Consider the following 20,110-nt stretch of genomic DNA (forward strand, 5'->3'; position numbering starts at 1 on the left):
GAGTTCGTCTACTCAGGGGATCAATGGCATACTCTGGTCTGGTGAGGTCAGGGGATGGCATCCCACTTTTCGAGGGTCTCGAAATAGCGTGCTCTCGCCCTGTTCTCAATGTCCAGAAGGGTCGCAAAAGCTTCATTAAAATCGTGTGCTCCCGTCGTAAAGATTCCGTGTCCGTGGACAATGGCGGCCCCGGAAGCGAGTACGGCAGGGGGAAGAGTGTTACAGAGTCCTGTCGGGCCTGTACCGACCTCGCCGGGGACAATGGGAATGCCATCCATTGTTCGGCATTCCGTGCAGAGTACGTGACACTGTCCCTTGTTTGCACATGTCAGGCGATCACAGTCCATGGACATGATGACTGAAAATGGCGGATGTCCATGAAGAATACAGCGCGTTTTGGAAAGTCGGTAGATGTCTTCGTGTGCCGAGAGTTCGGAAGAAGCGGTCAATCCATGGGTTGTACTCCCGTCCATAGGGCATGGGTCAATGCATCCTTCGAGTTCATCGAGGGAGCTTCCTGTCTGGCTTATGTAGACTGTCTGCCCCAGCCTGTATGAAAGATTGCCGAAAAAGGAGTCAACCAACCCGTAGTCAACCACTGCTCGTCCTGCTTCCGTCATGGCGGCAAAAATGTTTTTTTCGGTATTTGGTCTTTCCACGAAAAGGTCTGGTGCGAGAGTTCTTGGTGGGCGTAGGAGGTTGACGACTGTTTTGAAAGAATCCCGGAAGGACTCATCGAGAGTCCCTTGCCTGGCCGCTTTCAGGTATTCGGAGAAAAAAAGGACAAAGCAGGCGAAAAGAGTTGATGAATAAAAGACAAAGCCTTGTTCCGGGCTGACCGTACCGCTGGAAATAAGTCCATGTCCCGGGATGATGACAGCCTTGCGTTTGCTCAGGGCAGTGGCAAGCGCTCTGGCCGAGAAGTCGCGACAAATCGGGATGTCGTGTAGGAATGTACGGGTTTCGGTATCTTCCGGGAAAATGGTTTCCTGATGCCTGGTTGCCAGAAAATCGATGATGAGAGCATACGGTTCGGCCGGTTTGGCGAAAACCAGTGAGTTGATGGGCATGAGCGCAAAAAGTTTTGTCAGTTCGTCGCAGACTGGTGCTTGACGGTTCCATTCCAGCTCGGCATCTAGTCCGCCGATGATTGGGCTGCCGGGGAGACTGAGCCTTTGTGTTACCAATTTACGAGCGAATTTGTCACAGAGGGATTTCATTGCTTCAATTCCAGCCCAAGGGTGCGGGCCTTCATTTGCGTCGGCTTGCCATGATCATCCAGACCGCGAATGAAGTAGTATTTTCTGCGGGCTTCCAGAAAATCCTGCCTATCAAGAGGGGGGAGGGGAATGCCGCTGCCGGATGCTCCCGGCGTGGTAAAAAAACGGGGCGGCAGATCATCGTCGCAAACATCGAAACCGTTCAGGGTATGCATGATACGTTCATTGTAAAGAACACGCTCTCCGATTTCGCCAAACCCGCTTCCTGTCATCGGTACCCCGGTCACTGCCGTATATGCTGCGGCATATTCCTCAAGCCCTGCTGCCACAAAGGTGAATCGGCAGACCCCGAGAGAGTCGATAACAGCATTCTGATCTTCGGCTATCTTGATCATTCGGGCTTTGCCACTGAAGGAAAATCGATCTGTTGCCACTGGTTTGCGGAGGATTTCATGGCTGACGGGATATGCCCGTTGGTGGCAACCTCCGCGTGTGTTGATAGCATAGGCCAAGGCAATGCCGTAGGCTCCACGAGGATCGTAAGCTGGCAGTTCAAGTCCTTTGACCGTCATGGATATCGTTGCCTTGCCACAGGATTCGGCAAAATCCAATGAGCCGAGGCCAAGTGGTCCTCCATGCGCCATATCGTGAAGCGCTGTAAGCAAGGTACGTGGTGTGAAATTTTCCTGTGAGATTTCCCGGAAGCAGGCAAGTGTGCTCCCGGCTGAAAGAGGGTCCAGCCCCAGAGTGCGACAGAGTTCGTTGGCCTGCATACACGTCTCGATGTCCTCGTTGCCAAGAAGAGCGGTGAAATGGGACATGGCCTCGAAATCAGGGATGGCTCTACCGTCTTTCGCGACTCTTTTACAACGGATGTGGCACCCTGCACAGCCGTGTGCTTGTGGTGCATACAAGCGGTGGTACGCAGCTGCGTTGAGGTCCTGTGCGTGGGGGGATCTGGTCGCTCTGAAATTGTCCGTGGGCATCATGCATCGGGCATCAATGAGGTCATAAAGAGCTGCTGTTCCATGATTGGCGATACCATGTTTTCCCAGGAGGAATGGAGATGCGGCAGTGAGTCGAATAATATTGTCACACGCAGTTTGCAACGCCTGTGTGTCATGGACCGAAACTGTTCCGGTTCCCGTAACGGAGAGGTATTTAAGATTCTTGGCAGCCCAGATAGCCCCGAGTCCACCCCGTCCCGCGGAATGGAAACGGTCGACGAGAACGGAGGCTATTCTCGCCCCATTCTCAGCGGCGGGTCCGATGACCGCCACTGATGTCGATGTGTCATGTTGCAGATGAGAACAAACATGATCGCATGATTCGCCCCAGAACTCCGTGTCTCTGATGAGGACGGTATCATCCCGGATTTCTATGCCGCAGGGGATGTCGCTTTTTCCGGTGATCACAAGACCATCCCACCCCGCCTGCTTGAGCCGAGTAGCCAGATTCCCGCCCACGGAACAGTCAAAAACTCCACCGGTGAGAGGGGAGCGGGACATTATTGTCCCACGACCGGAGGTAGGCGTCATGGTGCCGGACAGTGGGCCGGTAAAAATGAGGATGGGAAGGTCGGGGTGATCCGGCTCACATGTGCAGGCCGATCGCATGAAATATCCGGCCAGTCCCCTGCCTCCAAGGCATCGCTCGTAGAGCGTTTGGGCTGGGTACTGAATGACTGATTGCCATGTGTTCAGGTCGAGATGGAGAACCTTGCCGGTCCATCCGCTAAGGGAGCTTCTCATGACGGAAGATTCCCATGAACCCTTTGAAAAGGCAACAGGTTGACCCGGTGAATGAAATGGGTATTCTGGCGCACCGGAGGTGCCTCATGGCAAAGAAGATAGACAAGTCCCGTCGTAATTTCCTGTTCGGAGCCGTACGGCGCATCAAGAATGAAAAGTCCGATGGTCCCACGGCTTCGACCGCCGAGGCTGTAGATACCATCAAGCAGGCCAATGCTCTGTATGTTGACGGGCAGTGGGAACACGCCCGCCTTAAATACAAGGAATGCATCGAATGTGATAAGAATGATGCAGATGTTCGCTACCGATGTGGAGTGTGTCTGTACAAGGTCGGCAAATACCGCCAGGCAAAGCTGGAATTCGAGCGAACTCTTCGAATCCAGAGGGAATACAAGGACGCACTTCTCTATCTTGGGCTGACGCTTGTCCGCCTTGAAAGGCCGGAAAAGGCTACCGCTTTATGGAGGCAATATTTTAATCCTCAGGCCGTGCCGGTGCAGCGAGAATTGAACTTGCAGCTCGGTATGATGGAGCAGGGAATCCTTGATCCGCCTGAAACCATCGCTCTTGCCGTGGAAAAAGCCATTGACGAGGCTGGGGATGGCGTCGGCTGAGTCTTTTTCATACCAGAAGGAATCAAGGAGTGAATCAGGATTGACCCAATCCGATCCCCGGTTCCATGATCTGCCCGGTTAAGGGGACTTCATATCCGCCAAGTCTGGCTATCTTCTCTTGGACACTCTTTGAACGGATTAAGGTCATAAGGGTCTGAATCCGTTCATCTTCCATGAAAATACTCGGAATCAGCAAGTCGTATCGCTCATGGGCTAAAGGCACAAAGTCGAGGTCAAGCGCCTTGGCGGCTGCATAGATGCCGAGACCACAGGAGGCGGCTCCGGTAAGGACGTTGACAGCCACGGCCATATGCGTGAATTCTTCATTGTCATATCCCCGGACGTCACGAGGGGTGATGCCCGCTCCTTTGAGATGATGATCCAGGAGAATCCGGGTACCGGCACCACGCTGACGATTGATGAAAATCACATCCTCCCTGGTCAGGTCTTCCATACCCTTGATGTCCAGGGGATTGCCTTTGGCGACAATCAATCCCTGGTGACGGATGGCGAGATTGATGACTGTGACATCAATCCCTTTGAGGTAACGGTCAATGAAGGGAAAGTTGAAGTCGTTGCTGACTGGGTCGAAAAGGTGTGCCCCGGCAAAGAGCGCGGAGCCAGATTTGAGCGCAGTCAGGCCGCCCATGGAACCGGCATGACTGGAGACCAGACGCATCGGGTCAGCCATGCCCATCAACTCATTGGCGAGAAGATCAAGCGTGTTGTCATGGCTCCCCACATGGACCAGAACCCGGTCCAATTCCGCTTTGGGAACGAGAAGTTCGGCATTGATCGTTTCGCCTGCTTCCACTCCCTCAACGTCTTCCGGGATGTAGGCAACGGCCTGGGCCTTGGTCATGGTGGTGATCATCCCCGCCCCGCGCGCCAGTGGCGCACCAACAATGGACTCGCCGATACGGCCCGCAGCAAGTCGAAGAGCCTCTCGCATCCCTGCCTTTGAAGGGGTTTTTCGAGCCAGTGTGATGGGGGTGGTCATTCGTTCGACAGGGGAGCCTCCCTGAAGCCACGCAACCAACGGTGCAAGAATTTTTTCATGACACACGATGGCTGAAACAGGATAGCCTGGCGCTCCTATGAGTAAACGTCCTGGATGGCCGCTGCGTTCGTCGGTGATGCCAATCAGAGTTGGCTTTCCCGGCATGACAGCGATACCGTGAACAAGGACTGAACCTATGGATTCAAAGACCCGTCTGGAGTAATCTTTACTCCCGGCACTGGAGCCGGCACCCACGACCACTATATGATCTCCGGCTTCCAGGCAGTCGAGAACCCTGCCGCGAAGTGTTTCCTCATCATCGGGAACCGGGGAACTCCACTGGGCCTGTATGTCCCAGGATTCGGCATAGGCCTTGAAAACCTGTGAATTGGACTCGATAACCTGACCTGCCTGTGGAGCTGGTTTATCGAGGAAATTCAAGACCTCATCGCCTGTCGGAAGAAATGTCGCTTTAATTTTTTCAGCAACTTCAATTTCGTAGATACCTGCGGACAGGAGCGCACCAAGGTCGCTTGGTGTCAGTTTCCTGTTTTGTGGCATGAGGAGTTCGGTGGCGACGATGTCTTCTCCTATGCGGCGAATGTGCTGCCAGGGAAAGGCCGGGCTGTCTATGAGGACTGTGACTTCGTCTTTCTGGGTCACATTTTCGATCATGATGACCGCGTTCATGCCCTCGGGCAGGGGATTGCCTGTGTTGACGAACACGAATCCATCGTCGTGGTTGAGTTCGGTTGGGCTGTCTTCGCGAGCCATGAAAGTGGATTCGGCCCTGACGGCAATGCCATCCATGGCGGCTGAGTGGAAAGTCGGAGAGGAGTAACGGGCGATAACAGGGGCAGCGGTCACCCGATTGAACGCTTCATGTGTGGGAATGACCTCAGTCGTCAGCAGGGTGCCTCGGTTCAAGGCTTCCTTGGCTCGTTGTACGGCTTCTTCCGGTGGAATTGTTTTAAGATAAATATTTCGGTCAGACATGCGTTACACCCCAATCGTGCCGTGATTAATTCGTATGGTCTTGTTCGTATGAAGAGTCATTTCAGTAAGTTGTGTCGTCCTGAGTGGGTGGGGATGAGTAAAAAGTCCCCTCGCGAAAGGGGACTTTCCTCGTGATGCTATTCGTATTGAAACTCTCCATCTTTGTAGATGATGAGTTCTTTCCCACCCTTCAGCGTGGCAGTGACGGTTTTGGGTTCGGTGTTGACCAGGTCCCAATGCAGTGCAGAGTCATTAAAACCGAGTTCTTTTTTCTTCGTTTCATCCAGCGTGGATTGATCACCGGCGTATGTGTCCGCATACGATGCACCAACCGCAACGTGGCAGTTGCCATGTTCGCCGCCGTAGTTTTCATCAAAGAGAGTGTTGGCCATGAATGCGCTGATCTTGGAGAAGCGGCGATCGGTCAGGGAGAATTCTCCCAGGCGATTGGCGCCTGTATCCAGAGTCAGTTGTTTGGCGACAAACTCATCGCCTGCCTTGGCTTCTGTCTTGACGGCAATACCGTTTTCAAAGGTCAACCTGACGCCTTCGACATAGTTTCCGGAACGAAATGATGGTTGATCCGCGTAATAGATTCCTTCGGTGCCGCGCCAGTCCGGGGAAAGGAATATTTCGAAGGACGGGATATTGTGACCTGAAACACCCAACCATCGGCGTTGCTCACCAGGCACGACGATCAGGTCTGTCTGCTTGCTCTTGATGTTGAGATGCTCAATGTCGAGTGCGTTGAGCCACGCTTTGACTTTCTCAGCCTCGGCAAATATCTGCTCCCACCGGGCGGGTGGGTTTTCGTCATCAAGAAAACACGCCTTGACCACTTGCCGCTTGAATTCTTCCATGGACAATCCGGCAGATTCGGCCAGTGCCTTGGTGGGGTAAATGCACAAGGTCCATCCGAAATCGCCGGTCTGTTCACGCTTTTCCATGATGTCGCGCATAAATTTTCTGGCTACGGCCGCAGTGCCTATGCGTTTGGGATCAACACTCTGGAGATGAGTCAGCGATGCGGGCGAGATAAGGGAGATGAGTCCATTCAGGCCACCCATGAATTCCTTGTCTCCGGCGGGGATGCTCGTCAATTGGGCATCGTTGCTTTTGCCGTAAAAAGAAAGCTCCATCTGAGAGGTCATGTTTTGTCTTGGAACAGGATTCATTCCTTTTTCGATGAGCAGATCTAACATGACCTCGGCCAGGGGCAGGGCATCCGTATCGAAACGAAGCAGGATGAAATCACCTGGCTGATAAGGGTTGGTTCGGGCGGTGGACAGTCCCCACCACAGGGTCTCGGCATATTTTTTCAATTCTTCTTTTGTGAACATGTCTATCCTTGTCTTCATAAAAGTTCGCGGGGTCAGGCCTCGCAGGTTAAACCAGTCGGGCAATGATCACAACTCCCATGTATTTGCTTTCGGTTCATGGCATCGATGAGAATGCATTTCTCGGCTTGACACAGGGCTGGGGAGTATATATCAGCAAATTCGTGCCCGGTCTTCCTGGCCGGAATCGTATAATAATTTGTTGTATTGTGCACCAATGGAAATCATCGGAAACGATACAGTAAAACAAGCCTGTAAATTGCAGGCATCCCAAATCATTTTCTGGAGGGAAAAAAATGGGCTACGCTATCACTATCGACAACGACAAATGTACCGGCGACGGCGAATGTGTTGATGTCTGTCCTGTTGAAGTTTACGAACTTCAGGACGGCAAAGCCGTTGCAGTGAACGAAGACGAATGTCTCGGTTGTGAGTCTTGCGTCGAGGTTTGCGAATCTGACGCTATCACCATCGAAGAGAACTAGTCTTACTTCTCGATATGGTTCAGGAGCAGCGGGTCCGCTCGTTGCTCCTTTCCATTTTTTCCGGCTGGCCCGAGCGGCTCGAATGTGACCTCCCCCGATTTTGGACGCGGTCCTGGAATGCTCCGGGGATGCGACCAGGTGCGAGAACGTCCCCTTTGAGCCTCTTGAGACAGCCTGAATTTCATTGAGACTCTCGCAGACCTCCTCTCCAAGGCCGAATTCTCCTTTTTCGCAGTCACCCTGTTGACGGCCCCGATTTGCGACTTATCTAACCAAGCACAACACCACCGCGGCCGAGCCGCAACGCTTAAGCAGGACCAGGAGCAGAGAATGGCGCTTGACTTTACTGAATATTTTGAAAGGTACGAAGCCGTGGTCGCAGATGTGGACGCAGTCTTCAAGAAGTTTGAAACCGAGATGGGTGAATTGGTGAAATGTGGTAAGGGGTGCAGCGATTGTTGCTACGCCCTGTTTGATATCACCTTGCCTGAAGCCATTTTTATTAATAAAAAATTCAATGAAAATTTCTCGGGTCTCGAACGAAGCGTCATCATGGAACGTGCCGACCAGGCCGATAGACAGATTCACAAACTGAAACGTCGCGTCTACAGGGCGAGCCAGGAAGGGCGTTCAGCTTCGGAAATTCTGATGGAGGTTTCCAAGGCTCGTGTTCGCTGCCCCATGTTAGGCGATGACAATCTGTGCGCCATCTATGATTTTCGGCCCATCACATGCCGTCTCTATGGGGTGCCGACATCCATAGGCGGCGAAGCTCATACCTGCAATCAGGCCGGATTCAAGGGTGGTGAGAAGTATCCCACTGTGAATATGGATATCGTCATTGACAAGCTTATTGCTATTGGGCGTGATTTGCAAAAGGGTGTCAACAGCCGCTATAAGGAGCTGGGCGAGATGCTGCTGCCACTGTCCATGGCACTGGTGACCGAGTATGACGAAGCGTATCTTGGCGTACAGAAGGAGGCTGCGACCGAGGGGGCGCCCCCCGAGAAAGCGACCAAGCCAGCCGTGGGAATCAAAGCGCCTGATGCCGCTGAAAGTGATGCCTGTGCATCCTGTTCTGAAAGCAAATCAGCCTGCGAGACCTGCGAGACCAAGACCGTCGTGCTCGGCGGCAAGTAAGTCATGGCCAACATCGAAAATTTCGAAGATCTCCCACGGGAAGAAATAGAAGCGCGCAAGCGGTACATGTATGAAAAAATGTCCAAACGGCGGCGCAAGTTCGTTGACCGTATGGGATATGAGAACTGGGACCCTTTTCAGGCTCCGTTTGACCCCATCGATATCCGACAGGACAAGTCCGGGTACACCTCGGATCAGCTATCGCATCTCTTTGTGAGGGAAAGCGGGAAGCACAAGAATCAGGAATATATCGATGCCGTCAACGAGTTCAATGTCATGCTCGTGATGAACTTCGAAAAAGTCCGCCCCATCTATGACTATTGTCTGTGGTACGCGGAGCATATGAGAAAACACGGCCTTACGCCATAACACCAAGGAATAGGACGCCATGGAACATTTCGATAACATTGACGACTATATCTCCGATCTCAAGGGCAAGTTGCAAAACAACCCCAGCTGCGGCAATACCCACTATAATCTGGGCGTAGCCTACCTGTCTCGCCGCGACTTTGTCGAAGCAGAACGCGAATTTCTGGATGCTGTGGCGAATTCTCCGAAAATGGCTGAAGGATACGTGCAGCTCGGTGGCATCGCTCTGCAACGAGGTGATCTTGAAGGGTGCTTGAACTACAACATCCGCGCCACTCAGGAGCGTCCTTTCTTTGCCGTTCCCTGGGGAAATATCGGGTTTGTCCAATTGCAGTTAGGCGATCTGGACAAGGCTCATCTGGCACTGAAAAAGGCTTTGAAGCTCGATCACGATTTCATTCAGGCCCAGGCAACCATGTCTTCTCTCTTCATCAGTATGGGGGATTACGAGGAAGCAGATAAATTGCTCAAGAAGATTCTCGATAAGATTCCCAATTTTGGCCCGGCCTGGAATAATAAAGCTATTGTCGATGCCCACTTCGAGCAATGGGAAGATGCCAAGAAGTGTCTTGCAAAAGCAGAAGAGTACGGATTTGACGTGGAGCCGGAATTGAAAAAAGAAATAGAGTCAAAATAGGAACTATTCCTGTTGCTTTCGCCGTGAAGGTGATTATATTTAAGGGGACTCCGTTGGGGTCCCCTTTTTTGTGGCTGGAGTGATTTGATATCTGACCCAGGGAGTTCTCATGTCTCGATTTCGCCGTGTTAAAAAAGATGTTCGTGCCCTGTTGGTCGATACAGAGTGGAAGGAGAGGTTGGGAGAATTGGAAGAGTTTCCTCCGGGAGTTTTAGTCCCCCCACTTTTTTCCCTGCGTTTGGACAGGAACGAGCTGGTGAGGTGGCGAGCGGTCACGGCATTTGGCTTGACGGCTGGAAGAATGGCTGAAGCATCCATGGAAAAGGCTCGTGTCCTCATGCGGACCTGTATGTGGTATATGAATGAGGAGTCCGGCAATCTAGGATGGGGAATTCCTCATTTCATGGCCGAAGCTATGGTCATAAACGAAAGAATAGCCAAAGAATTTCATAAGATTTTTGTTTCCTATATCTTTTGTGATGAGGAATGTGATGGCAACTTTCTTGACCATCCCGAGCTGCGTCGTGATGTCTTTTGGGGCTTGGCACGTCTTGCGGGAGTGCGACCTGGACTTGTTTCGCACGGGGAGCGTTTCGTGATGATGGCTCTGGATGAAGTCGATCCGTACAACCGAGCCTATGCTGCTTGGACCCTTGGAGTGCTTGGGGTAAAGGCGGCGAAGGCGAAGCTTGTAGCGCTGAAAAATGATCCCGAGGAGATTCGTACTTTCCAGAATAGCGAGTTGAGGGATGTTTCAGTAGGGCAGATGGTCTCCGAAGCTCTCGATGCACTGAACACGTCCGGCTGTCAGAAACCCTTGGCAGAGTAGTGTGTCCGAGGTGTGTGGGCTGTGCTCTTTTTGTGAGACAGAATGAGGAATGCAGGAAAATGATTTTTTTTAATAAAGTTGCTTGACAAGATGACGCCTCAAATATACTTTGCACTCCGCTTCAACGAGAAGGCGCGTAGCTCAGGGGGAGAGCATTTGCTTGACGTGCAAAGGGTCGTGGGTTCAAATCCCTCCGCGCCTACCAGAAATCCCCGAAAGGGAGGCCTTGTGCCTCCCTTTCATTATTTTATGCTTCCGACACATTCGGGAAAGGAGCTTGAGAGTGCAGATTGAAGTCTCCGGCAATCAGGTTGACCTGGCTGAAGGTGCTGTGTGCGCCGAGGCCCTGCAAGAGGGCCTGTCAAAAAAACAGTTCAAGAAAGTTGTGGCTGCCAAGTGCGGTGAGACTCTTCTGGATCTGACTGCCGCTGTTCCGACTCCCTGCACCACTCTTGAGCCCGTCTTTGCGGAAAGCGAAGAAGGGCTGGATATCATCCGTCACTCCACGGCTCACCTCATGGCCGAAGCTGTCAAGAAACTGTTTCCCACAGCCAAGGTGACCATCGGTCCTTCCATCAAGGACGGTTTTTACTACGATTTTGATTACGAACGTCCTTTTACGCCTGAAGATCTTGAGGCTATCGAAAAGGAAATGCTGAGTTCCGTTGGAGCCAACAAGGAGTTCTCCTGTCAACGCATGAGCGCCGATGAGGCCCGTGCATTCTTTGCCGATATGGGCGAAGATTACAAAGGCGAGCTTATAGATGATCTAGGGGCGGATGAATACACTGTCTATACACATGGAGACTTTGCCGACTTGTGTCGGGGGCCTCATGTCGCACGGACAGGGATGCTCAAGGCTTTCAAATTGCTTTCAGTCGCCGGTGCTTATTGGCGCGGTGATGAAAATAAGAAACAGCTTCAGCGTATTTACGGTACCGCATGGCAAGATCCCAAGGCACTGAAAAAACATCTTCATCGCCTTGAAGAGGCTAAGAAACGGGACCATCGTAAGCTCGGAACACAGCTTGACCTGTTCTCCACCCACGAGGACGTGGGCGGCGGTATGATTCTCTGGCACCCGAAGGGTGCTTTGGTGCGTGCCATTCTTGAGGATTGGGAGCGCAAGGAGCACCTCAAACGTGGGTATCAGCTCGTTCAGGGACCGCTGATTCTCAAGCGTGAGCTTTGGGAAAAGTCCGGGCATTACGATAATTATCGTGAAAATATGTATTTCACGGAAATTGACGAGCAGGCATATGGCATCAAGCCCATGAACTGCTTGTCTCATATGTTGATTTTCAAGCGTAAGATCCAAAGTTACCGTGATCTTCCGCAGCGCTATTTTGAGCATGGGATTGTGCACCGTCATGAAAAGTCCGGCGTTCTGCATGGCCTTATGCGTGTGCGTTCCTTTACTCAGGATGATGCGCACCTGATTTGTCGGAAAGACCAGTTGCAGGATGAGATCGTTGGCGTTTTTAATTTCGTCAAAGATATAATGGATATGTTCGGTTTTCAGTTTGAAGCTGAAATTTCCACTCGCCCTGAAAAATCAGTAGGAACTGATGAAGATTGGGAATTGGCGACACGAGCACTGACCGAAGCGCTTGAGTCTACGGGAAAAGAATATTCAATCAATGAAGGCGACGGTGCTTTTTACGGTCCCAAGATTGACATTATTCTCAAGGATTCTCTTGATCGGCGTTGGCAATGCGCTACCATCCAATGCGATTTTACCTTGCCAGAGCGCTTCAATTTGGTATATGTGGGCGAGGACGGTGAGAGACATCGCCCGGTCATGCTGCATCGGGTTATCCTTGGGTCCATCGAAAGATTCATTGGTGTCCTTATCGAACACTTCGCCGGGGCATTGCCTGTTTGGCTGGCTCCGGTTCAAGCGCGTCTGATGAATGTAACTGATGCGCAATATGATTTTGTTGAAAAAGCCAAGGAATTTCTCTTGAGTAAGGGGATTCGAGTTGAGTCGGATACTCGCAATGAAAAGCTTGGCTATAAGGTGCGGGAAGCTCAAGTTGAGAAGATTCCGTACATGTTGGTAATCGGTGATAAAGAGGTTGAAGCCGGGTGTGTCAATATCCGTTCACGAGATGGAGAAGACCCTGGTTTGGTGACACTGGAGGAAGCTGCGCAGCTCATATTGGATGCTGCACAGGAACCTTTCAAACGCGGAGGCATGAGCTATAGCTTTTCGGGGTAACGACCGTCGAGGCCAGAGACGACAGGATCAGGTCCGGCGCAACGAGAGGATTCGCATCCCCAAGGTGCGAGTGGTTGACGAGGACGGTGAACAGTTGGGTGTTCTGGACACCCGAGACGCTTTGGATCGCGCCCGTGAAAAGGGGCTTGATCTTGTGGAGGTTGCTCCAAACGCCGAACCACCGGTGTGCAAGATCATGGATTACGGGAAGTTCAAGTTCCAGCAGAAGAAGAAACTGCAGGAAGCCAAGAAAAAGCAGACCGTCATCAAAATCAAGGAAGTCAAATTTCGGCCTAAAACTGATGAGCACGATTACCAGACCAAGCTCTCTAAAATAGTCAAATTTCTCGGAGGAGGCGACCGCTGCAAAGTAACCGTCTTCTTCCGGGGGCGTGAAATCGTCCACAAAGACCGCGGGCTGATGATGCTTGAGCGGGTCGTGGAGGATACACAGGATATCGCCAAAGTTGAGAGCAGGCCATTGTCTGAGGGACGGACGATGACAATGATGCTTGCTCCTGTAAAAAAATAGTCGATACTCACAGAGGGACCTCTGTCCCTTTTATGTAAGGAGTCTACCATGCCCAAGATCAAAACCCGTCGCGCAGCTGCCAAGCGTTTCTCCAAGACCGCTACCGGCAAGTTCAAGCGCCGCAGGAAGAACCTCAGGCACATCCTGACAAAGAAGAACGCCAAGCGGAAACGCCGTTTGGGGCAGTCCACAACTGTGGACTCCACCAATATGAAGGCCGTTCGTCGTCAGTTGCCCAACGGTTAGTATCTCCTTTGATATAGGCCCGTCGGTAGCGTTTCAAGAGGCTTGGGATTATCCGAAGCCGCACGCCTGCCGACCAGGCATCAAATGCAGATCGACCGTTATTGTCATTAACTCGTAGAATCTTGCCTCGCTGGGGGAGTCCGTCCGGCCCGGGAGGTTGATTAAAGATGGAGGTTTAACCATGAGAGTTAAACGTGGTGTCGCCGCTAAGAAGCGTCACAAAAAGTATTTGAAAATGGCCAAAGGGTACCGCGGAGCCGGTAGCCGTTTGTACCGCACCGCTCGTGAACGCGTGGAAAAGGCACTGTGTAATGCCTATCGTGATCGCAAGCGCAAAAAACGCGAGTTCAGAAAGCTGTGGATTATGCGTATCAACGCTGCCGCCCGCATCAATGGTGTTTCTTACAGCCGCTTGATGAATGGTCTCAAACTAGCAGGGATTGAGCTGAACCGCAAAGTCCTCGCCGACATGGCAGTGCGCGATCCCGCAGTGTTCGCCAAAGTCGCAGAGGCCGCCAAAGCCAAGGTGAGCTAGAAGTGAGTAATGAATTGAAGTCCTTCCTGGAAGGACTCGACAGCCTGGCCCATGATTGCGAATCTCGCAAGGGCCAGGCTTGTTCGTTAAAGGAACTTGACGAACTTCGCATCGAGTTCTTGGGCCGTAAGGGGATGCTCGCTCAGGCCATGGCGCAACTGGGCGCGCTAGATAATACTGACAAGCCTGCTGCTGGTAAAAAAGCCAATGAGATCAAGCAACACATTACTGCGTTGATAGACTCATGGCAGTTGGATCTGACAGCCACTGAAGCGAACCATGCGTTGAGTCTTTTTGATCCGACGATGCCTGGACGCAAGCCATGGGCGGGGTCACTGCATCCTGTGACGTTGGTCATGGATGAGGTCTGTAATGTCCTGACAGGGCTTGGCTTCGAGCATGCTGCCGGGCCTGAAGTGGAAAACGACTGGCATAATTTTGAAGCACTGAATATACCTCCCGAGCATCCTGCCCGTGACATGCAGGATACTCTGTATGTTTCAGATAATATCGTGCTTCGTACGCATACTTCTGGAATGCAGATACGGTCCATGCTGCAGCAGGAACCGCCTGTTGCCGTCATCGCTCCGGGCAAGGTCTACCGTCGTGATTCCGATCTGACGCATACCCCCATGTTTCATCAGATTGAGGGGTTATTGGTTGATCGGAACGTTTCCATGGCAGACCTTCGGGGAACGTTGACAGCTTTTGTCCGTCAGATTTTTGGTGCTCAGACCGAGGTCCGTTTTCGACCGAGTTTTTTCCCTTTCACCGAACCGAGTGCGGAAGTCGATATTTCCTGCGTGATGTGCGGCGGCAAGGGGGAGAGCGGTGGGTCGACCTGCCGAGTTTGCAAAGGGACCGGCTGGGTCGAAATTCTTGGATGTGGCATGGTAGATCCCAATGTTTTCAAATCAGTCGGATACGATCCTGAAGTCTACACTGGATTTGCCTTCGGCATGGGGGTCGAACGGATAGCCATGCTGAAGTACAATATTGGTGACCTGCGCATGTTCTTTGAGAATGATGTTCGGTTCCTCGAACAGTTTGCATAGATATTCAGCGGTCCGAGGGGTCCCCTTGTCGGGATTCCTTGTGACCGCATTTTCATAACTTTTCATCGCTTACGGTAGTGCAATGTTAGTCAGTCTGAATTGGTTGCGTGAGTTTGTCCCTTATGAGGGAGATATCCAAGTGCTCGGTGACAAGCTCACCATGCTCGGTCTTGAACTAGAAGGAATTGAAGATCCTTTTGATTCCATCAAGGACATTGTTGTCGGCCATGTGGTTGACTGCGAAAAGCACCCCGAGGCAGAGAAACTCTCTGTGTGCACAGTGGATGTCGGTGGTCCTGAAACAGTGACTATCGTGTGTGGTGCTCCCAATGTCGGCAAGGGACAGAAAGTTCCCGTGGCCACTGTCGGAACTTTCATGCCGGATGGCATGAAGATCAAGAAGGCCAAACTACGTGGTATCAAATCCATGGGTATGATCTGTTCTGAACGGGAGTTGGGGTTCTCTGAAGACCATGACGGAATCTGGATTCTGGACGATGCGTTCCAGGTCGGCGAGAAGCTGGTTGATGCGCTGAATCTTGAACGGGTTGTTTTTGATTTCGATATCACGCCTAACCGCGCCGATTGTCTTTCCATACTCGGATTTGCTCGTGAAACGGCATTGGCCTTTGACCTTCCGCTGGCGTTGCCTCCGTTGAATCTGGTTGAAGGTGGCGGCAATGCTGCTGATGAAATCAGAATTCTGATTGATGATCCCGAATTATGTCCACTCTATAATGCTCGTATTCTGCATGGTGTCGAGACCCGGAAAGCTCCGGATTGGATGCGGTTCAAACTGCTTTCTTTAGGACAACGCCCTATTTCCAACATAGTCGATTGTACGAACTATATCATGTTCGAGTTGGGGCAACCTCTCCATTCCTTTGATCTTGACCTGATTGAAGATGCCACTATTCGTGTCGCCCCGGCCACAGATGGCATGAAGTTGACGACGCTTGATAATACCGAACGTCTCCTGACTGCCAATGACCTGCTCATATGGGACGGGAAAAAACCAGTGGGTCTTGCCGGTGTCATGGGCGGAGCTAATTCCGAAATGCATTCCGGTTCAAGGAATGTCTTGTTGGAAGCAGCAGTGTTTCGTCCTGGGACTATCCGCAAAACTGCTCGCCGTCTCGCATTGCCGTCTGATGCTTCCTATCGTTTCGAGCGTGGAGTGGATCAGGTTATGAACCGTTTTTGCATTGATCGTGCGGCGCAACTTATGGCGGAAACATCAGGTGGAACCGTTGTCTCCGGTGTGGTTTCCAATGAGCCGAAACCATGGGTGGATCGTCAGCACGGCTACCGTCATGACAAATGCATGAGCCTGCTTGGCCTTGATTTGGAACCTGAATTTGCCAAGAAGGTCTTTACGCTGGAAGGATGTGTGGTCGATGATAGCGACCCCGCCAACTGGACTGTTTCCAGTCCTTCCCATCGTCTTGACCTGGAACGAGAAGTTGATCTGTACGAAGAGGTCGGACGTGTTTTCGGTCTCGATCAGATCCCTGCCGTCCTGCCTAAGATCTCAAAATCTTTGAATACTGCTCAGGCTGGTGGAACTCAGTATGCATTTCTCAGAACTGTCAAACTCTGGGGTGCAGGGGTGGGGCTGAACGAAGCTATCAATTATAGTTTCGTGGGTGACGATGATCTTGATCGGTTGTTTTTGCCGACTGAAGGGCGTGTCAATATAGCCAATCCCCTGAGTGAGGATCAGAATGTCCTTCGGACTGACCTGGCTCCGGGGTTGCTGAATACACTCAAGCATAATCTTGCCCAAGGGAATTTTCATATTAGGCTTTTTGAAGTCGCCAAACAGTTTTTGGCTGATAAGACTTCTGAAACCGAAACTCGTGAGCACAACCGCCTTGGATTGCTTTTATATGGTCCTCGCCACGCTTCAGAGTGGCCGTGGCCAACTGGTGACGTCGATTTTCTTGATCTCAAGGGACACGTCGAGCACCTGGTGGAAAACCATCTCAAGTTGCAGGCTCCCGACTTCTCCTTAGCAGAAGACCATGCATATCTGGAACCGTGTGTCAAAGTCTCGGTCGGAGAGACCTCCATTGGCATCATGGGGAAGATCAAGAAGGATATAGCCGGTTTTTACCATGCCAAAAAGGATGTTTGGCTTGCTGATCTGGACCTGGATACGATGCGGGAGATGGTGGACACACAAGCTATCAAGTTCGCACCCCTTCCCGTCTTTCCGCCGAGTCGCCGAGATGTGACTGTCATCGGTCCTGCGACCTTGCCTGCACAGGCAATTCATCAAGCCATTCTTGATGCTGGGGTTTCAATTCTGGAATCAGTGGAACTGGTCACAGAATTCATTCCCGAGGGACAATCCGAAGATGGTTCTGAAGAAAGGAATCTTTCGTTCCGCTTAACATACCGCCATCCGACAAAAACGCTCAAAGACAAGCAGGTGGATAAGGAGCACAAGAAAGTGCTCGCCAGTTTGGAGAAGCTCCTGCCAATTCGTTTTTGATTGAGATACTTCTATCCGAAAAGCCCCTTTCTCTGCGAGGAAGGGGCTTTCTGCTTTCTTCCGGGTGTAAATACGGTTTCATGAGATTAGGTCTCAGGGAGTCAGCTTTGTTCCATTGGCTGGTAAAAGGCTTTGTGTTTATGGCTTCTGTGTAAATAGATTGAAGCTGGTCAAACGATTTGTTAGCGTATGGGAATGGACGATTTGCAGGAGTTCAAGCGATATAAGATCGGTCAGGCTGCCAAGGAAATAGGCGTGAAGACCTATGTTCTTCGATTCTGGGAAGGGGAGTTTGATGAGATCGACCCAATTAGAACCGAGAGTGGGCAGCGTTTGTACACTGAAGAACATCTGGAGATTATTCGTGAAATCAAATATCTGCTCTATGACGAAGGGCTGACTATTGAAGGTGCCAAGAAAAAACTTCACGGCCGTGAACACAGGGGGATCTTGCGCGAAGTTTACACTGAACTTCTCAAGATAAAAAAAATTCTCGCCTGAGTCCGTTTTCAGAACGGAGTATAGATGAAAATCATTGGCAGAGTCTTCCTTGTTTTGTTGGGGAGTGCAGCAGGTCTTTTGCTGTGTCTCGTCCTTTTTTTTGCCACTTTCTTTGATATTAATGATTGCAGAAAAGCCATCATTGATGCTGTCTTTGCACACTCGGGGCGTACCATTCATTTCTCTGAAGATATACATTTTGATCTGATGCCGACTCTGGGCGTTCAATTAGGAAGGCTTGAAATTAGTAATGCTGCCGGATTTGCAGCATCCCCGATGATCGAGATTGATTCTGCGCGTGTCGGTGTTCGCTTCCTGCCCCTCTTTCTTGGCGAAATACAATTTGGGCCGGTCCAGGTCAAAGGGTTACGACTCAACCTTGAGCGCGATGCCGCAGGCTCAACCAACTGGGATGATCTTGTCGGGAGAAAAAAATCCCATGGGAGGCATCCCGAACAAGCGGATCACACAGGGCTTGTTTTTGAGGTTGCCGGAGTCGAAATCCACAACGCCACAGTGACGTGGCAGGACCACCTTGCCGGAAGAGCATTCTCCCTTGGGGATATCAACTGTTCGACAGGGCGTATCGCGAATAACACGCCTTTCCCGGTCAAGGGTGAATTCTCATATTCACAACCAGAGTCAGACTTTCACGGAACAATTCATTTCGAGGGTGTGTCTTCTGCTGATTTTTTACAACACCGATGGAAACATACTTCCATGCATGTCTCTCTTGTCGCTACAGGAAAAGATATTCCTGGTGGAAAAGGGAAGCTTGATATCAGGTTGGGACAGGCACTGGTGGACATTCGTCAGCGGCATGCGGAGTTTCAAAAGCTTATCGTGACAGGGTATGGAATGGTCCTCCGGGCTGACGGGATAATTCAAGGCTTGCTCTCGGACCCAGACGCACTGGAAGCACAGGTTGAAATACCTTTATTCGATATCAGGGAAGTCTTGGAGCGTTTGAAAGTCGATCCGTTGCCTAATGTCCACCCCGCAATCCTCTCCAGAGCGCATGGAAAGGGTTCTTTCACCTATGTACCGGGTAAAATCGAGCTTCGGGATGTCACGGGGCAGGTTGACGAGACCTCACTCCTTGCTGGCATTCAGATTGAGTATGCGCATGATCATCCGAGATGTCAGATTTCGTTGAATCTTGGAAAACTTGATCTGGGACAGTACTTTTCTCGTTTGAAGAAAACGCAGAACAACCTCTCCCGTGATTCTTTGCCTAATCCTGTTTCGCAGGTGCTTGGCCGAATACTGCATGGGCAGTGGTTGAAAAGGGTGTCCATTGGCGCACATGTTTCAGCAGAGAAACTGTTGGTGCGAGGGATAAGGTTTGACACAGTCCAGGCTGATTTGAGCGCAGCAAATGGAGAAATACAAAGTTCGTCCGTGACCTCTGGACTCTATGGCGGGACTCTCTCTGCTTCTTTTAGTGTTCAAGCAGCGGAAAAGCCACCCTACACCCAGTTGTTTTTTGACTTGAAGAAAGTGGATGTGCGTCCTTTCTTCAGCGATATGTTGGGAGAGAACTCCTACGCAGGATTACTCGATTATACCGCATCGGTCTCATTTTCCGGGATGCATCTTTCTGAAATAGTGAAGAATGTGAATGGCAAGGTCGCTTTTCATCTTTCCGATGGCGTTTTTCCTGGTGTGGACCTTGTTCGCATGGCTCGGCAAACACAGGCAGAGCGCGCACACAGGAAACCCCTCAAAGGAAGCCGCCTCGATTCCACTCGGTTCGGGTCAATAACCGGGTCCGGTATTCTTTCTGCCGGGGTTTTGCAAAACAAGGACTTGGAAGTCCGGGCTATGGGACTCCGAGCGAGTGGGCAGGGATCATTGGTGCTCGCTTCACACGAACTCGATTATCTGCTCAAGGCCAAGCTGGTTCCTATTTCCGAAGGGGAAAGTGATAAGGCGTCGTGTGATGTCTTCGGGATCATGGTTCCCATTCAGGTGGCAGGCACAGTGGAGGAGCCTCACTATTGGGTCAGTGTCTCTGAATATGCCAAATCCTTGGGGGCAAGCGTCATTGATACAGCAGGCGATCTTTTGCGGAGCGTGCGGGATATTTTTAGCGGAGCCGGTCATAGTGTGGCCGGAAAACGTGCAAGTATGGCCGAATAATCC

General features: G+C 51.4%; 18 protein-coding genes and 1 tRNA gene. 15 read left to right on the plus strand and 4 right to left on the minus strand.

Annotated elements, in window-relative coordinates:
- Nucleotides 1-47 precede the first annotated feature (47 nt).
- Nucleotides 48-1,220, minus strand: a complete 1,173-nt coding sequence (locus BN4_RS15545) for a class II aldolase/adducin family protein (protein ID WP_015416366.1) — start codon at nt 1,218-1,220, stop codon at nt 48-50.
- Nucleotides 1,217-2,971: an aldehyde ferredoxin oxidoreductase family protein gene (locus BN4_RS15550; protein ID WP_015416367.1), complete on the minus strand. Its 1,755-nt coding sequence runs from the start codon at nt 2,969-2,971 to the stop codon at nt 1,217-1,219. Before BN4_RS15550 ends, BN4_RS15545 begins: the two co-directional genes overlap by 4 nt.
- Before the next feature lie 86 nt (nt 2,972-3,057).
- Between BN4_RS15550 and BN4_RS15555 the strand changes: the two genes are divergently transcribed.
- The gene (locus tag BN4_RS15555) at nt 3,058-3,585 is read left to right on the plus strand and encodes a tetratricopeptide repeat protein (protein ID WP_015416368.1); all 528 of its coding nucleotides are present in this window, start codon (nt 3,058-3,060) and stop codon (nt 3,583-3,585) included.
- Nucleotides 3,586-3,619: 34 nt separating this feature from the next.
- Here BN4_RS15555 and BN4_RS15560 read toward each other — a convergent pair whose 3' ends face one another.
- The gene (locus BN4_RS15560; RefSeq protein WP_015416369.1) at nt 3,620-5,581 is read right to left on the minus strand and encodes a molybdopterin biosynthesis protein; all 1,962 of its coding nucleotides are present in this window, start codon (nt 5,579-5,581) and stop codon (nt 3,620-3,622) included.
- 137 nt (nt 5,582-5,718) lie between these two features.
- On the minus strand, nt 5,719-6,921 hold the full coding sequence (locus tag BN4_RS15565) for an aminopeptidase (RefSeq protein ID WP_041720470.1): 1,203 nt from the start codon (nt 6,919-6,921) through the stop codon (nt 5,719-5,721).
- Nucleotides 6,922-7,214: 293 nt separating this feature from the next.
- Here BN4_RS15565 and BN4_RS15570 point away from each other — a divergent pair, with 293 nt between their 5' ends.
- The 14 genes from BN4_RS15570 to BN4_RS15640 all read left to right on the plus strand — a co-directional run bounded on the left by BN4_RS15570 (nt 7,215) and on the right by BN4_RS15640 (nt 20,107).
- The gene (locus BN4_RS15570; RefSeq protein WP_015416371.1) at nt 7,215-7,403 is read left to right on the plus strand and encodes a ferredoxin; all 189 of its coding nucleotides are present in this window, start codon (nt 7,215-7,217) and stop codon (nt 7,401-7,403) included.
- Between the two features lie 330 nt (nt 7,404-7,733).
- A complete protein-coding gene (locus BN4_RS15580) occupies nt 7,734-8,543 on the plus strand; it encodes a YkgJ family cysteine cluster protein (RefSeq protein WP_015416372.1) in 810 nt (269 codons plus the stop codon).
- A gap of 3 nt (nt 8,544-8,546) precedes the next feature.
- Nucleotides 8,547-8,912: a hypothetical protein gene (locus tag BN4_RS15585; protein WP_015416373.1), complete on the plus strand. Its 366-nt coding sequence runs from the start codon at nt 8,547-8,549 to the stop codon at nt 8,910-8,912.
- Between the two features lie 19 nt (nt 8,913-8,931).
- Complete coding sequence (locus BN4_RS15590; protein ID WP_015416374.1) at nt 8,932-9,549, plus strand: tetratricopeptide repeat protein; 618 nt, start codon at nt 8,932-8,934, stop codon at nt 9,547-9,549.
- A gap of 109 nt (nt 9,550-9,658) precedes the next feature.
- A complete protein-coding gene (locus tag BN4_RS15595; RefSeq protein WP_015416375.1) occupies nt 9,659-10,378 on the plus strand; it encodes a DVU0298 family protein in 720 nt (239 codons plus the stop codon).
- 130 nt (nt 10,379-10,508) lie between these two features.
- Nucleotides 10,509-10,583, plus strand: a tRNA-Val gene (locus tag BN4_RS15600).
- Nucleotides 10,584-10,661: 78 nt separating this feature from the next.
- The gene (gene thrS, locus BN4_RS15605; protein ID WP_015416376.1) at nt 10,662-12,599 is read left to right on the plus strand and encodes a threonine--tRNA ligase; all 1,938 of its coding nucleotides are present in this window, start codon (nt 10,662-10,664) and stop codon (nt 12,597-12,599) included.
- Nucleotides 12,583-13,131, plus strand: coding sequence for a translation initiation factor IF-3 (gene infC, locus BN4_RS15610; protein ID WP_083863123.1), 549 nt, complete (start codon nt 12,583-12,585; stop codon nt 13,129-13,131). Before thrS ends, infC begins: the two co-directional genes overlap by 17 nt.
- 48 nt (nt 13,132-13,179) lie before the next feature.
- Nucleotides 13,180-13,377, plus strand: coding sequence for a 50S ribosomal protein L35 (rpmI, locus tag BN4_RS15615; protein ID WP_015416378.1), 198 nt, complete (start codon nt 13,180-13,182; stop codon nt 13,375-13,377).
- A 181-nt stretch (nt 13,378-13,558) separates the two neighbouring features.
- Complete coding sequence (rplT, locus tag BN4_RS15620) at nt 13,559-13,912, plus strand: 50S ribosomal protein L20 (protein WP_015416379.1); 354 nt, start codon at nt 13,559-13,561, stop codon at nt 13,910-13,912.
- Nucleotides 13,913-13,914: 2 nt separating this feature from the next.
- Complete coding sequence (pheS, locus tag BN4_RS15625) at nt 13,915-14,967, plus strand: phenylalanine--tRNA ligase subunit alpha (protein WP_015416380.1); 1,053 nt, start codon at nt 13,915-13,917, stop codon at nt 14,965-14,967.
- A gap of 82 nt (nt 14,968-15,049) precedes the next feature.
- Entirely contained in the window at nt 15,050-17,464 is a 2,415-nt protein-coding gene (gene pheT / locus BN4_RS15630; RefSeq protein WP_015416381.1) for a phenylalanine--tRNA ligase subunit beta, read from the plus strand.
- Nucleotides 17,465-17,659: 195 nt separating this feature from the next.
- On the plus strand, nt 17,660-17,965 hold the full coding sequence (locus BN4_RS15635) for a MerR family transcriptional regulator (protein WP_041721192.1): 306 nt from the start codon (nt 17,660-17,662) through the stop codon (nt 17,963-17,965).
- A 24-nt stretch (nt 17,966-17,989) separates the two neighbouring features.
- A complete protein-coding gene (locus BN4_RS15640; protein ID WP_015416383.1) occupies nt 17,990-20,107 on the plus strand; it encodes an AsmA family protein in 2,118 nt (705 codons plus the stop codon).
- Nucleotides 20,108-20,110 lie beyond the last annotated feature (3 nt).

Origin of the sequence: Pseudodesulfovibrio piezophilus C1TLV30, assembly GCF_000341895.1 — a bacterium.
Lineage (GTDB): Bacteria > Desulfobacterota > Desulfovibrionia > Desulfovibrionales > Desulfovibrionaceae > Pseudodesulfovibrio > Pseudodesulfovibrio piezophilus.

Excerpts from the sequence above, each read along its gene's own strand:
- BN4_RS15545 (WP_015416366.1), bottom strand. The coding sequence starts at position 1,220 with ATGAAATCCCTCTGTGACAAATTCGCTCGTAAATTGGTAACACAAAGG.
- BN4_RS15580 (WP_015416372.1), top strand. The coding sequence starts at position 7,734 with ATGGCGCTTGACTTTACTGAATATTTTGAAAGGTACGAAGCCGTGGTC.
- BN4_RS15585 (WP_015416373.1), top strand. The coding sequence starts at position 8,547 with ATGGCCAACATCGAAAATTTCGAAGATCTCCCACGGGAAGAAATAGAA.
- BN4_RS15590 (WP_015416374.1), top strand. The coding sequence starts at position 8,932 with ATGGAACATTTCGATAACATTGACGACTATATCTCCGATCTCAAGGGC.
- BN4_RS15635 (WP_041721192.1), top strand. The coding sequence starts at position 17,660 with ATGGACGATTTGCAGGAGTTCAAGCGATATAAGATCGGTCAGGCTGCC.
- BN4_RS15550 (WP_015416367.1), bottom strand. The coding sequence starts at position 2,971 with ATGAGAAGCTCCCTTAGCGGATGGACCGGCAAGGTTCTCCATCTCGAC.
- BN4_RS15560 (WP_015416369.1), bottom strand. The coding sequence starts at position 5,581 with ATGTCTGACCGAAATATTTATCTTAAAACAATTCCACCGGAAGAAGCC.
- BN4_RS15565 (WP_041720470.1), bottom strand. The coding sequence starts at position 6,921 with ATGTTCACAAAAGAAGAATTGAAAAAATATGCCGAGACCCTGTGGTGG.
- BN4_RS15595 (WP_015416375.1), top strand. The coding sequence starts at position 9,659 with ATGTCTCGATTTCGCCGTGTTAAAAAAGATGTTCGTGCCCTGTTGGTC.
- pheT (WP_015416381.1), top strand. The coding sequence starts at position 15,050 with ATGTTAGTCAGTCTGAATTGGTTGCGTGAGTTTGTCCCTTATGAGGGA.
- rplT (WP_015416379.1), top strand. The coding sequence starts at position 13,559 with ATGAGAGTTAAACGTGGTGTCGCCGCTAAGAAGCGTCACAAAAAGTAT.
- rpmI (WP_015416378.1), top strand. The coding sequence starts at position 13,180 with ATGCCCAAGATCAAAACCCGTCGCGCAGCTGCCAAGCGTTTCTCCAAG.
- BN4_RS15570 (WP_015416371.1), top strand. The coding sequence starts at position 7,215 with ATGGGCTACGCTATCACTATCGACAACGACAAATGTACCGGCGACGGC.
- BN4_RS15555 (WP_015416368.1), top strand. The coding sequence starts at position 3,058 with ATGGCAAAGAAGATAGACAAGTCCCGTCGTAATTTCCTGTTCGGAGCC.
- BN4_RS15640 (WP_015416383.1), top strand. The coding sequence starts at position 17,990 with ATGAAAATCATTGGCAGAGTCTTCCTTGTTTTGTTGGGGAGTGCAGCA.